Raw genomic sequence first — 13,375 nt, 5'->3', positions numbered from 1 at the left:
CCGGGACGACATCGAGCTACCTTGGCGCCAGCATTCACCGCGGCGCGCATCACGACTTTTCCCTCAACCATATGATCGAGCATTCACACGGCACCCTCACCGGGCCGCCGCAAAAACTGTCGGATATTTCATAGGTCCAAGAATCCCTTTGCGCTAAGCCCGTGTTCGTCTACGTCTCGGACGAGATTTTCAGGGGCGAGCGCATCCGCGTGACCGATCCAGCAATTATCTTGAGCCCGGCTCCCCGAGCCAATCCATCTCTGAAGCGTGCGCTGAATGACATATTGGGCGGCAGCGCCGCGAGCGTCCTGACCGTCACGTTCGGGCTGTCCTACGCGCTGCTGATCTTCGCCGGCCCGCTCTCGCCCTATCTGTCCTACGGGATCACGGCGACTTTCGTCAGCTCCGCCGTGCTTGCGGCCATCGTCGCACTTGGCAGCTCGCTCCCCTTCGCGGTCGCCGCCCCCGACAGCTCGACCGCCGCCGTCACGGGCATTCTGGCGGCCTCGCTGGTCGAACGGATCGAGGCGGCCAACCTCTCGACGCCGCTGCTCTCGCCGGTGCTGATCACGCTCGGCCTGTCGACGGTGCTGACCGGAATGGTGCTGTGCGGGCTGGGGCTGACGCGGATGGGCCGCGCCATCCGCTATGTGCCCTACCCCGTGGTCGGCGGCTTCCTCGGCGCCACCGGACTCCTGATCGTGATGGGTGCGATCCGCGTCATCACCGATCATCCCGTGCAGTTCACGACGCTGCTGCGCTTCACCAACACCACCACATTGCTGGAGCTCGGCGCCGCATGCGCCATGGCGCTGGTGCTGTATCTCACCTGGCATCGCTCGCGCAGCCCGTTCGGACTGCCGATCATCCTGGTCGCCGGCGTGCTCACGGCGCATCTGGCGTTCTGGGTCACGGGCGTCCCCCTCGGTGAGGCCCGCGCGCTGGGCTGGACCTTCCAGCCGCCGCCGCAGGCCGCCTTCATGGTGCCATGGCACGCCGACGCTCTCATTCATTATCCCTGGTTCGCCGTGCCCGACCTGCTCGGCAACCTCGTCGCCGTGATCTTCGTCACCGCCTCGAGCACGCTGTTCAACACCACCGGCATCGAGGTCGCCGTGCACCGCGAGGCCAATCTCGAGCGCGAGCTGAACGTCACCGGCGCCGCCAACATGCTGACCGGCGTGCTCGGCGGCTATGCCGGCTGCGTCTCGATCAGCCGCTCGATCCTCAATTTCAGCAGCGGCGGCCGCGGGCGCCTGTCCGGTCTCACGGTCGCGGCGATGTCGCTGCTGATGCTGGCGGTGGCGCCGGATCTGCTCGGCTTCATCCCGAAATTCGTGCTCGGCGGCCTGCTGCTCTATCTCGGCGCCGACCAGCTGCACAAATGGATCATCGAATCGCGCAAGCGGCTGTCGAAGCTCGAATATCTCTCGCTGATCGCCATCATCGCAATCATCGTGGTCTGGGGTTTCGTGCCGGGCATCCTGATCGGCGTGATCATCGGCTGCGCCACGTTCGCGTTCAGCGCCGCAAGGGTCGAGTCGATCAAATACAGCTTCGACGGCTCGGAATACCGCTCCTCGCTCGATCGCTCGCGTGACGACCAGGAGGTGCTGCTGGCCCATGGCGGCAAGATCCAGGGCCTCAATCTGCAGAGCTATCTGTTCTTCGGCTCGGCCAACCGGCTCTACCAGCACGTCAAGCGGCTGCTGCAGGAGCGCCCCGAATGCCGCTATCTGCTGTTCGACTTCAAGCTCGTCACCGGCGTCGATTCCTCGGCCGCCTACAGCTTTGCCCAGATCAAGCGCAGCGCGCGCGACCTCGGCGTCGAGCTGATCCTGGTGCACCTGTCGGCCGCCGCCGAGAAGGTGCTGCGCTCCAGCGACTTCATCGGCGAGGGCGTCACCATCATCCCCGAGCTCGATCACGCGCTGGAATGGTGCGAGAACGAGATCATCTCCCAGCATCAGGACCTGGCGCAGGAGGAGGCCTCCTTGCGCGACTGGTTCGCGCGCCTCCTCGAGAGCGAGAGCGACGCCGACGAGCTGATCCGGCGCTGCCAGCGCATCGAGGTTACGGCCGGCGAGATCATCGTGCGGGCCGGCGATCCCGCCGATTCCATGCATTTCATCCTCGACGGGCGCGTCGGCATCATGGTGCCCGCCGACGACGACCGCACCACGCGCGTGCGCAGCCTCGGGCGCTACACCACGATCGGCGAGATGGGCCTGGTGTCACAGGCCCCGCGCAGCGCCACGATCCAGGCCGAGGTCGACAGCGTGCTCTACGTGCTCAACACGCATCAGTTCGATGAGATCAAGGAAGAAGATCCCGTGCTCAGCCACAAGCTGCTGACCTATTTCGTGTCGGTAATGGCGGAGCGGCTGACGTTCGCGAACCGGACGATCGCGGTGCTGCGGCGGTAGGCCGGAAGCCTATTCAGGCAACCCCGCCTTCCGAAGGCCCTCGGTCAGAAGCTTCGCGTTCGATTGCGCGGTGCGGGCCAACCACGCGGATATCGTGAATGAGGGATCGGTTTCAAGCAGATGCGCCGCCGCCTCGAATGCCTCCGGATCGCATCCGAGATGGGCGTATGCGGACGCAAGGCAGCGGTAAGCCGAGGCATAGGAAGGATTCTGGCGCCGGGCCTTCTTTCCCGCCTCGACCGCCTCGTCAAAGCGGCCCAGCTCAATCAGGGCCATCGACATCCCGGTAAATACCACGTGCAGCACCGGGTCTACCGGGCTCATGCGCAAGGCACGTTCGAAGCTTCGAATTGCTTCCGCGTGCAACCCCGCCATCCTGTAGACATGACCTCGGCAACTCAAGGTGTGGAATGCATTCGGGTTGAGCGCGACCGCCCGGTCCGCCATTTCGATCTCGGCTTCACCAGCGCCGACCATGACCGCCAGAATGAAGCTGACCCATGCCAGGACGTCCGCGTCATTGTCATCGACGCTCAATGCCAACCGGGCAAGCCGGATTGCTTCCTGGCGCTCGAATCGAGGGTCGGCGGCGAAACCAAAGGCAACTTTGAGTGCGTGACAGTTACCAGCCAGGCAGGCAACCGCGCCGAATTGAGGGTCGAGTTCCAAGGCACGATGAGCCAGCCTTATCGCCTCGGCGAACCCTTCGCCGTTCATCGCGTAGAACGCGCGCACGGCCCGGAGGTAATAATCATATGCGGTGAGATTCTCGGGTCGCCGCCGCGTCGCCATTGAAATTTCTGTCTGGAGCAGCTTTGGCTGAATGGCGGAGATCACGGCGACCGTGATTTCGTCCTGGAGAGCGAAGATGTCCGTCAGATCGCGCTCGAATCTATCCGCCCACATATGTGCTCCGGTGGCGACGTCGATCAATTGCCCCGCGATGCGAATTTTTCCGGAGGCCTTGCGCACGGAACCCTCGAGCACATAGCGCACGCCAAGCCTGCGCCCGACCTCCTTGATGTCCACAGCTCGGCCCTTGAAGGTGAAACTCGAATTTCGCGCGATCACGAACACGGTCTTGAACCGTGAGAGGGCCGTGATGATCTCCTCCACCATTCCGTCGGCAAAATACTCCTGCTCGGGATCACCGCTCATGTTCTCGAACGGCAAGACGGCGATTGAGGGCTTGTCGGGAAGCGGGAGCGTGGTTTCCTTGAGGTCAATATCGCGGCTTGAGATCGCCGCCGAGCCCGGAGGCTCGGTTACCTCGCGAACCACGCCGACGAAGCGGAAGCCCCTGCGTGGCAATGTCTTGATGAGGCGCTGTTCGTCGCCGGTGTCGCCGATCAGGCTTCGGGCTGCGTTCAGGCGCGTGGTCAGCGCCGCATCGGATACGACGCGTCCATTCCAGACAGCCTTGACGAGGTCGTCCTTGCTGACGACGCGTTCGCGGTTGCGGATCAGGTAATCGAGCAGATCGAAAACCTGAGGCGTTGTGGGCAGCACGTCAGCGCCGCGGCTCAACTCGCGCCGCTCGGTGTCGAACACGTAGTGCTCGAACAAATAGCGCAATGGACATTTCCCCCGGTTGCCCTTCGAGGCCGTCTAAGCGCGGTTCCGACGCGAAAAGAATAGGCCTCCGGCGAGGAAAATGTAAGCCGCCCATCATGCGCGCCTTGCTGCGTCACGGCATCCCGTGCTCGAGCTCGCAGCGTATGAAATCGCGCCCTACACCCCCGCCATCATCACGTATTTGATCTCGACATATTCTTCCATGCCGTGACGGGAGCCCTCGCGACCGAGGCCGCTCTCCTTGACGCCGCCGAAGGGTGCGACTTCCGTGGTGATCAGACCGGTGTTGACGCCGACCATGCCCGACTCCAGCGCTTCGGCGACGCGCCAGACGCGGCCGAGATCGCGGGAATAGAAGTACGAGGCGAGACCGAACGGCGAGGCGTTGCACATCGCGATGACGTCGGCCTCGTCCTTGAAGCGGATCACCGGCGCGAGCGGGCCGAAGGTTTCCTCCTGCGACACCAGCGAGTCCGCCTTGACGTCGGCGAGCACCGTCGGCTCGAAGAAGGAGCGGCCGAGCTCGCTGCGCTTGCCGCCGGTGACGATCTTGGCGCCGCGCTTGACCGCGTCGGCGATGTGGCGCTCGACCTTGTCGATCGCCTTCATGTTGATCAGCGGGCCCTGCGTCACGCCGCTCTCGGTGCCGTCGCCGATCTTCATCGCCGCGACCTTCTTCGACAGCTTCTGCACGAACTCGTCGTAGATCTTGTCCTGGGCGTAGATGCGGTTGGCGCAGACGCAGGTCTGGCCCATGTTGCGGTATTTCGAGACGATCGCGCCTTCGACGGCGGCATCGATGTCGGCATCGTCGAACACCACGAACGGCGCGTTGCCGCCGAGCTCGAGGCCGAGCCGTTTCACGCCGACCGAGGCCTGCTGGTAGAGGATCTTGCCGACGGCGGTCGAGCCGGTGAAGCCGACGAAGCGCACCGCGGGATGCTCGCACAGCACCTTGCCGATCGGCGGCGCATCGCCGGTGACGATGTTGAGCACGCCCTTGGGAATGCCGGCCTTCTCGGCGAGCGCGGCCAGTGCCAGCGCCGACAGCGGCGTCTCGTTGGCGGGCTTGAGCACCACGGTGCAGCCGGCGGCCAGCGCCGGCGAGACCTTGCGGGTGATCATCGAGTTCGGGAAATTCCACGGCGTGATCGCGCCGCAGACGCCGATCGGCTGCTTGATCGCGAGCAGGCGCGCATCGGCGCGCTGGGTCGGAATGGTCTCACCATAGACGCGGCGGGCTTCCTCGGCGAAGAACTCGATATAGGCGGCGCCGATGTCGACCTCGCCGAGCGCCTCGGAGAGCGGCTTGCCCTGCTCGGAGGTGAGGATCAGCGCGAGGTCCTCGCGGTTGGCCGTGATCAGCTCGAACCATTTGCGCAGCATGTTGGAGCGCTGCTTGGCGGTGTGCTTGGCCCAGGCCGGGAACGCGCGCTCGGCGGCTTCGACCGCTTTGGTCGTCTCGGCCGCGCCAAGCTGCGGCACTTTGGCAAGCTCGATGCCGGTGGCGGGATTGTTGACGGCGAAAACCGGCGCGCCGACCCAGGCGCCATCGATGTAGCAGGCTTCCTTCAGCAGCGAGGGGTCCTTCAGCCGGTCGCGCAGGGTGGCGGTGGCTTGCGGGGCGCGGGCGGCGGCAGTCGGGGTCATGGCGTTCTCCCAGGGGCGATCGGATCGGCCCGGAATATAGGGACAGACGGTGCGCAATGCACCGTCCCGCAACGTACATCTGATGGGAGCTAAACTGACAGCGGCCTTAGGCCGCGCCGCTCATATAGGTCTCGCGCCGGCCGATCATGCGCTCGGCGGCGGCCTTGGCGTCGGCCTTCGAGGAGGTCGCGCAGGTCCGGTATTCGAGATCGGGAACGTCGGAGGTGTCGCGGCGGCCGAACCAGCTCTTCGAACCGACCGGCAGCAGCGCCAGCGACTGCGCCAGATTGTCCACGGCGCCGAAGGAATAGAGAGCGCCGGTGCCGGCGACGCGGACCTCGTAGATGCCGGGCGAGATTGGCGCCTCGAGATTGTCGCCCCGTCCGGGACGGGGATAGCGCTTCCATTCGCTCCAGGTCGAAATCATTTGAGGTCCCCTCGCGGCCGATGGCCGCCAAATTTACATCAAGTCTTAAGGTCGGCCGCGAAGCGGGCCGAGAGTTTGAACGTCGCAACGCACAAAATGTTTCAAGTGCTTCAAAACACCGAAAACATATCGCCACAGCCCATCCACGGTCACTGCGAAGTGCCGCCATCCACCGCAGATTGTGACGGACTGTTGCAGTTCAGCCGTCCTTGTCGTCCTGCGCACGGCGCATGTCGTCAAGTCACGACATCGCGACCGGCTCACAGGTAGAGAGGCTTGCCGCCTGCGACCTGCGGGAGGACAATCCGGATGCTTCCAACAATAATCAAACCGGAGGAAACGCGCATGCGAAGCCAGGCTCAGATCGACGAGATTCTGCGCAAGACAACCGAGGCAAAGGACATTCCCGGCGTGGTCGCGATTGCCGCCAGCGGTAACGAAGTCCTCTATCAGGGCGCGTTCGGCAAGCGCGACCTGTCGAAGCCGGACGCGATGACCGCGGATAGCGTGTTCTGGATCGCCTCGATGACGAAGGCGGTGACGTCGGCGGGCGCGATGCAGCTGGTCGAGCAGGGCAAGCTGTCGCTGGATGCGCCGATCGGAGAGCTGCTGCCCGATCTCGCCAAGCCGCAAGTGCTCGAAGGTTTCGACGCCAAGGGCGAGCCGAAGCTGCGGCCGGCCAGGGGCGCGATCACGCTGCGCCAGCTCATGACCCACACCGCCGGCTTCTGCTACGACATGTGGAACGGCGAATTCGCGCGCTACATGGAGAAGACCGGCACGCCCGGCATCATCACCTGCCAGAACGCCGCGCTGAAGACACCTGTCATGACCGACCCAGGCACGCGCTGGGAATACGGCACCAACATCGATTTCGTCGGCAAGGCGGTGGAAGTCGCCAGCGGCAAGAAGCTTGACGCCTACCTCCGCGACAACCTGTTTGCGCCGCTCGGAATGTCCGACACCGGCTTCAAGATCAGCGACGACATGCGCAAGCGTCTGGTCGGGATGCATGCCCGCGGCGAGGACGGCCAGCTCGCCGCGATCCCGTTCGAGCTCGAGCAGAATCCGGAATTCCACATGGGTGGCGGCGGCCTCTATTCGACGGCGGCCGACTACATCAAGTTCACCCAGATGATCCTGAACAAGGGCCGCGGCAACGGCAACCAGCTGTTCAAGCCCGAGACGATCGCCATGATGGGGCAGAACCAGATGGGCGATCTCACCATGGGCAAGCTGACCACGGCCGCGCCGATGTACACCAACGACGTCGATCTCTATCCGGAGCAGGTCAAGAAGTGGGGCCTCAGCTTCATGATCAACACCGCCAAGACCGCTGAAGGCCGCAGCGCCGGCAGCCTCGCCTGGGCCGGCCTCGCCAACACCTACTACTGGATCGATCCGGCGCGCGACGTCACCGGTGTGATCCTGATGCAGCTGCTGCCGTTTGCCGACGCGAAATGCCTCCAGGCGTTCGCGGGCTTCGAGCGCGGCGTCTATGCCGGGCTCGATGCGGGGAGCGGACAGAAGGCGGCGTAAGAGCCTGGCTTTCACCACGCGTCATGGCCGGGCTTGTCCCGGCCATGACGACGGAGAAAGCGTGCCGACGTTCCTTGACGAGAGGATTTTGATTTGGCGGACAAGAGTGACAGTTACGTTTGCGGCGTCTCGGACACGCCACTGCTCGGCGACACCATCGGCCGCAGTCTCGACCATGCGGTGCGACGCTGGGGCAAGCGCGAAGCGCTGGTCTCGCCCAGCCATGGTGTGCGATGGACATGGGCGGAATTCGCGGAGCGGGTCGAGGCGCTCGCCGCCGGCTTTCTCGCGCTGGGTCTTGCGCGCGGCGAGCGGATCGGCATCTGGTCGCTGAACCGGCCGGAATGGACGTTGACCCAATTCGCCGCCGCCAAAGCCGGCCTGATCCTGGTGACGATCAATCCCGCCTACAGGCTCAGCGAATTGGAATTCGCGCTGAAGAAAGTCGGCTGCGCCGCGATCGTCACCGCCACGTCGTTCAAGACCAGCCAGTACATGGAGATGCTCAACACGCTGCTGCCGGAGCTCGCGGGTTCGACGCCGGGGAAGCTGCAGGCAGCGCGGCTGCCGGAGCTGCGGATGGTGATCCAGATCGGCGGCCCCGCGGCATCCGGGACGATCCCGTTCGAGGACGTCGCGCGCATGGGCGTCTCCGAGCATCGCGAACAGCTCGCCGCGCTCGGTGCTGCGCTTCAGTTCGACGATCCCGTCAACATCCAGTTCACCAGCGGCACCACGGGCTCACCGAAGGGCGTGACGCTGACGCACCACAACATCCTCAATAACGGCTATTTCACGGGACGGGCGATGCGCCTGACGGAAGCGGATCGCATCTGCATTCCCGTGCCGCTCTACCACTGCTTCGGCATGGTGATGGGCAACCTCGCATCCGTCACGCTCGGCACGACCATGGTCTATCCCGGGGAAGGTTTCGACCCGCTCGCGACCCTGCGCGCGATCGAGCAGGAGAAATGCACGGCGCTGTATGGCGTGCCGACCATGTTCATCGCGGAGCTCGATCATCCCGAATTCAGGAATTTCAACCTGAAATCGCTGCGCACCGGCATCATGGCGGGCGCGCCCTGCCCGATCGAGGTGATGAAGCGCGTCAACAGCGAGATGAACATGGGCGAAGTCACCATCGCCTATGGCATGACCGAGACCAGCCCGGTCAGCTTCCAGAGCGCGACGGACGACCCGCTGGAGCGACGCGTCTCCACCGTCGGGCGGATTCATCCGCATGTCGAGGTGAAGGTCGTCGATCTCGAGGGCAGAATCGTCAAGCGTGGCGAACGCGGCGAGCTCTGCACCCGCGGCTACAGCGTCATGCTCGGCTATTGGGAAGAGAAGGAAAAGACCGGCGACGTGCTGGATGCCAACGGCTGGATGCACACCGGCGATCTCGCCACCATCGACGTATCAGGGTATTGCAACATCGTCGGCCGCATCAAGGACCTCGTGATCCGCGGCGGCGAGAATCTCTATCCGCGCGAGATCGAGGAATTTCTGTATCGTCACCCGAAGATCCAGGACGTGCAGATCTTCGGCGTCGCAGACACCCGTTACGGCGAGGAGCTCTGCGCCTGGATCCGCGTCAAGCCGGGCGAGACGCTGACCGCCGAGGAGGTGCGCGCCTTCTGCGACGGCCAGATCGCCCACAACAAGATCCCGCGCTACGTCGAGTTCGTCGACGAATTCCCGATGACCGTGACCGGCAAGATCCAGAAATTCGTGATGCGCGATGCGGTGGAGCAGCGGCTCGGATTGAAGGCGGCGAAGACGGCGTGAGGGGGCAGAAGCTCCCACCACACGGCGACTGTCATCCCCCGCGAAGGCGGGGGATCCAGTACGCCGTGGCTTCTCGGCTTAACCGCTGACGTCTCGGAGTACTGGATCGCCCGGTCAAGCCGGGCGATGACAATTGTGAACGCGGCGCGCGCCGGCCTCACGCCATCAGCGAAACCCTAAACCGTCAGCCCGCGCTGCTGGGCCAGCTCCTTCAGCGAGACCTGCGGGCGCGCGCCGATGTGCTGGATCACTTCGGCGGCCGCGAGTGCGCCGAGCTCGCCGCACTGCTTGTGCGCGAGGTTGCGCGATAGACCGTAGAGGAAGCCTGCGGCGAAGAGGTCGCCGGCGCCGGTGGTGTCCACCAGTTTCGTGATCGGCGAGGCCGGCGCGGCGACGGCGTCGGTCGGGGTCACCACCACGCAGCCCTTCTCGCTGCGGGTGACGACGCCGAGCTTGACGTCGCTGCGCAGCTGCTTCAGCGCGGTGTCGAAGTCCGAGGTCATGTAGAGCGAATGCAGCTCGGACTCGTTGGCGAACACGATGTCGACGGTGCCGTTCCGCATCAGACCCAGAAACTCGTCGCGATAGCGATCGACGCAGAAGGAATCCGACAGCGTCAGCGCCACCTTGCGCTTGGCGTCATGGGCGATCGTGGCCGCCTTGACGAAGGCGTCCTTGGCGTTCTTGGGGTCCCAGAGATAGCCCTCGAGGTAGACGATGCCGGCGGAGGCGATCTCGGCCGGGTCGATGTCGGCGGGCGACAGATCCTGCGCGGCGCCGAGATACGTGTTCATGGTGCGCTCACCGTCGCCGGTGACCAGGATGTAGGAACAGCCGGTGGCGGGACCGTCCTTGGCGGCGGGGGTGTTGAAGGCGACGCCGGCTGCGCGGATGTCGTGGACATAGAGCTTGCCGATCTGGTCATCCTTGACCTTGCCGACATAGGCCGCGCGTGCCCCCAGGCTGCCGATGCCGACGATGGTGTTGGCGGCGGATCCCCCCGAGACTTCCGTGGCCGGGCCCATGTCCTTGTAGATGGCGGCGGCCCGGGCCTCGTCGATCAGGGACATGCTGCCCTTGGTCATGCCGTGCTTGGCCAGAAAGGCCTCGTCGGTCCTGACCAGCACGTCGAACAGCGCGTTGCCAATGCCGAGAACGTCATATTTCACGTCAGCCATTCACCTTGATCCTGTTTGGCGGATTGCGATTGCCGGAGAAATCCGCTTCCTGTCGGCCTGAAATCTGGCTCGCGGCCTATCACGACCGGCCCTGCCCGGGCAAGCAACGGTATTATGTCCACCCGATGATCCGCTCCTTCCTGACAGTTTCGACGGGAACGCTGGCCTCGCGGCTCCTCGGCTTTGCGCGCGATTCCATGATCGCGGCCCTGCTCGGCACCGGCGCGGTGGCGGACGCGTTCCTGGCGGCGTTCCAGCTCGTCAACGTGGTCCGGCGGCTGCTCAGCGAGGGGGCCCTCAACGCAGCGCTGATCCCGGCCTGGCTGCGCGTCCGGGACCGCGACGGCGAAGCGGCGGCATCCGCCTTCGCGGGCCGCGTGCTCGGCACCGTCAGCGTGGCCCTGATCGCGATCTCGGCCGTCATCGCGCTGGCGATGCCGCTGATCATCACGGTGATCGCGCCCGGCTTCCTCGGCAGCAGCACGCTCGACATCGCCGTCGCCAATGCGCGGCTGATGCTGCCCTATCTCGCCTTCGCCGGCCCCGTCACGGTGCTGATGGGACTGCTCAACGCGCAGGGACGCTTTGCGCTGACGGCATTCTCGCCGCTGCTGTTCAACATCGCGCTGATCGCCGCGATCGCTGTGCTGCTCCTCGGGCATGCTGACGCAGCGTTCGCGGCGTGGATGCTGGCGGCCACGGTCGGCATCGCCGGCCTGCTGCAACTGCTGATGCTGCTGTCGCAGCGGAGCGCCGATCTGGCGACGCCGTTGCGTGCAAGCTTCGACAAGGAGATGCGCGGCTTCTTCGCCAAGGCGATTCCCGGCATGATCGCAAGCTCGGGCCCGCAATGGCTGATAGTCGCGGGCGCGATCATCGCCTCCGCCACGCCATCGGCCGTGTCATGGCTCTATTTCGCCAACCGCCTGATCGAGCTTCCGCTCGGCATCGTCGGCGTCGCCATGGGCACGGTGCTGGTGCCGGAGCTGACGCGGGCCGTCACCAGCGGCGACCGTGACGCGGTGGCACATGCGGAATCGCGCGCGCTGGAGCTTGCGACCGGGCTGGCGCTGCCGGCGACGCTCGGCCTGATCGTGCTGGCCGAACCGATCGTGCGGCTGCTGTTCGAGCACGGCGCGTTCGGCGCGGACGACAGCACTGCGACCGCCCGCGCGCTGGTGTGGCTGGCGCTGGGGCTGCCGGCGCATGTGCTGATCAAGGCGCTGTCGCCGGCCTTCTTCGCCCGCGGCGACACCATGGCGCCGCTGCTCGCCACGGCCAAAGGCTTTGTGGTCGCGGTCGCCCTCGCCGTGCTGCTCGGTCATTTCTACGGCGCCAGCGGCATCGCCGCGAGCATCGCGGCCGGGGCCTGGAGCAGCGCGCTCTCCCTGCTCCGCAAGGGCACCGGCGAGTTCGGCTTCTCGGTCGACGCCGCCGCGCGAAAACGGCTGCCGCGGATCGTGCTCGCCGCCGCGGCCATGGGCGCCCTGCTCTGGCTGACCATCGGTCTCGTGCCGTCAGAGGCGCATGGCCTGATCCGCTTCGTCGTGCTGGGCCTGCAGATCGGGGCGGGGATCGCCGTCTACGCCGTGCTCCTCCAGGTCCTCGGCGCGGCCTCGTGGCGCGAGGCGGCCGCCGCCCTGAAGCGGCCCGCCTGAACCGGCCGGACCAGCGAATTACCCTTGACGGGGCAGCGCCGCTGTTGGAAACGACGGCGAATACCTATGGGAAGGCCGACCATGCCATTCGTTGAACGGGTTTTTTCGGGCGTCCAGCCGACGGGCAATCTGCACCTCGGCAACTATCTCGGCGCCATCGTCAACTTCGTGAAGATGCAGGAAACCCACAACTGCATCTATTGCGTCGTGGACATGCACGCGATCACGCAGGGCGTGGACGTCTGGGGCGGCCCGGTCGAGCTCGCGCGCAACACCCGCGAGGTCACCGCGGCGTTCATCGCCAGCGGCATCGACCCGAAGAAGCACATCGTGTTCAACCAGAGCCAGGTCTCGGGCCATTCCGAGCTCGCCTGGATCTTCAACTGTGTCGCGCGCATGGGCTGGCTCGGCCGCATGACCCAGTTCAAGGAGAAGGCGGGCAAGGACCGCGAGAACGCCTCGGTCGGTCTGTTCGACTATCCCGTGCTGATGGCCGCCGACATCCTGCTCTATCGCGCCACCCACGTTCCCGTGGGCGAGGACCAGAAGCAGCATCTCGAGCTCTCGCGCGACATCGCGCAGAAGTTCAACAACGACTTCGCCGATTCCATTCGTGCCCAGGGCGCCAATGACGGCCTGTTCTTCCCGCTGCCGGAACCCCTGATCACGGGCCCGGCGACGCGCGTGATGAGCCTGCGCGACGGCACCAAGAAGATGTCGAAGTCGGATGCCTCCGACAATTCGCGCATCAACCTCACCGACGATGCCGACACCATCGCGCAGAAGATCCGCAAGGCGAAGACCGATCCGGAGCCGCTGCCGACGGAAGAGAAGGGCCTGGAAGCGCGCCCCGAGGCCGACAACCTCGTCGGCATCTTCGCCGCGCTCTCCGGCCGCTCCAAGGCCGACGTGCTCCGTGAGTTCGGCGCCGGGCAGTTCTCCAGCTTCAAGAACGCGCTGGCCGAACTGTGCGTGACCAAGCTCGCGCCGATCGCCGGCGAGATGAAGCGCCTCGTCGCCGACCCCGGCCATATCGACACCATCCTGAACGAGGGGTCCGACCGGGCCCGCGCCATCGCCGACGAGACCATGAAGCTCTCGAAGGACATCGTCGGGTTCATCCGCCGCCGATAG

General features: G+C 65.3%; 9 protein-coding genes. 5 read left to right on the top strand and 4 right to left on the bottom strand.

The window, feature by feature from the left end; genetic code table 11:
• Positions 1–209 precede the first annotated feature (209 nt).
• Entirely contained in the window at positions 210–2,426 is a 2,217-nt protein-coding gene (locus JQ617_RS22810; protein WP_212028309.1) for an SLC26A/SulP transporter family protein, read from the top strand.
• 9 nt (positions 2,427–2,435) lie between these two features.
• On the opposite strand, the gene JQ617_RS22805 is transcribed toward JQ617_RS22810, so the two are convergent.
• The 3 genes from JQ617_RS22805 to JQ617_RS22795 form a co-directional block, all read right to left on the bottom strand.
• The gene (locus tag JQ617_RS22805; protein ID WP_212028222.1) at positions 2,436–4,001 is read right to left on the bottom strand and encodes a winged helix-turn-helix domain-containing tetratricopeptide repeat protein; all 1,566 of its coding nucleotides are present in this window, start codon (positions 3,999–4,001) and stop codon (positions 2,436–2,438) included.
• A gap of 156 nt (positions 4,002–4,157) precedes the next feature.
• Positions 4,158–5,651: an NAD-dependent succinate-semialdehyde dehydrogenase gene (locus JQ617_RS22800; RefSeq protein ID WP_212028221.1), complete on the bottom strand. Its 1,494-nt coding sequence runs from the start codon at positions 5,649–5,651 to the stop codon at positions 4,158–4,160.
• A 106-nt stretch (positions 5,652–5,757) separates the two neighbouring features.
• On the bottom strand, positions 5,758–6,078 hold the full coding sequence (locus JQ617_RS22795) for a hypothetical protein (protein ID WP_063685845.1): 321 nt from the start codon (positions 6,076–6,078) through the stop codon (positions 5,758–5,760).
• 345 nt (positions 6,079–6,423) lie between these two features.
• Here JQ617_RS22795 and JQ617_RS22790 point away from each other — a divergent pair, with 345 nt between their 5' ends.
• Together JQ617_RS22790 and JQ617_RS22785 are read left to right on the top strand one after the other, a co-directional pair.
• Positions 6,424–7,617, top strand: a complete 1,194-nt coding sequence (locus tag JQ617_RS22790; protein ID WP_212028220.1) for a serine hydrolase domain-containing protein — start codon at positions 6,424–6,426, stop codon at positions 7,615–7,617.
• A gap of 93 nt (positions 7,618–7,710) precedes the next feature.
• Positions 7,711–9,405 (top strand): AMP-binding protein, encoded by a 1,695-nt coding sequence (locus JQ617_RS22785; RefSeq protein WP_212028219.1) that lies wholly within the window; start codon positions 7,711–7,713, stop codon positions 9,403–9,405.
• Positions 9,406–9,581: 176 nt separating this feature from the next.
• On the opposite strand, the gene JQ617_RS22780 is transcribed toward JQ617_RS22785, so the two are convergent.
• Positions 9,582–10,583: an adenosine kinase gene (locus JQ617_RS22780; RefSeq protein WP_212028218.1), complete on the bottom strand. Its 1,002-nt coding sequence runs from the start codon at positions 10,581–10,583 to the stop codon at positions 9,582–9,584.
• 125 nt (positions 10,584–10,708) lie between these two features.
• On the opposite strand from JQ617_RS22780, the gene murJ reads away from it, so the two are divergent.
• Both murJ and trpS read left to right on the top strand, forming a co-directional pair.
• On the top strand, positions 10,709–12,241 hold the full coding sequence (gene murJ / locus JQ617_RS22775; protein ID WP_212028308.1) for a murein biosynthesis integral membrane protein MurJ: 1,533 nt from the start codon (positions 10,709–10,711) through the stop codon (positions 12,239–12,241).
• A gap of 81 nt (positions 12,242–12,322) precedes the next feature.
• Positions 12,323–13,375, top strand: coding sequence for a tryptophan--tRNA ligase (trpS, locus tag JQ617_RS22770; RefSeq protein WP_212028217.1), 1,053 nt, complete (start codon positions 12,323–12,325; stop codon positions 13,373–13,375).

This window comes from Bradyrhizobium sp. KB893862 SZCCT0404 (genome assembly GCF_018130885.1).
Lineage (GTDB): Bacteria > Pseudomonadota > Alphaproteobacteria > Rhizobiales > Xanthobacteraceae > Bradyrhizobium > Bradyrhizobium stylosanthis.
This window is presented reverse-complemented; position numbering and strand designations above follow the sequence as displayed.

Bases quoted from the DNA above. Each gene is read 5' to 3' on its own strand.
- JQ617_RS22800 (WP_212028221.1), bottom strand. From the start codon at position 5,651: ATGACCCCGACTGCCGCCGCCCGCGCCCCGCAAGCCACCGCCACCCTG.
- JQ617_RS22795 (WP_063685845.1), bottom strand. From the start codon at position 6,078: ATGATTTCGACCTGGAGCGAATGGAAGCGCTATCCCCGTCCCGGACGG.
- JQ617_RS22790 (WP_212028220.1), top strand. From the start codon at position 6,424: ATGCGAAGCCAGGCTCAGATCGACGAGATTCTGCGCAAGACAACCGAG.
- JQ617_RS22780 (WP_212028218.1), bottom strand. From the start codon at position 10,583: ATGGCTGACGTGAAATATGACGTTCTCGGCATTGGCAACGCGCTGTTC.
- murJ (WP_212028308.1), top strand. From the start codon at position 10,709: ATGATCCGCTCCTTCCTGACAGTTTCGACGGGAACGCTGGCCTCGCGG.
- trpS (WP_212028217.1), top strand. From the start codon at position 12,323: ATGCCATTCGTTGAACGGGTTTTTTCGGGCGTCCAGCCGACGGGCAAT.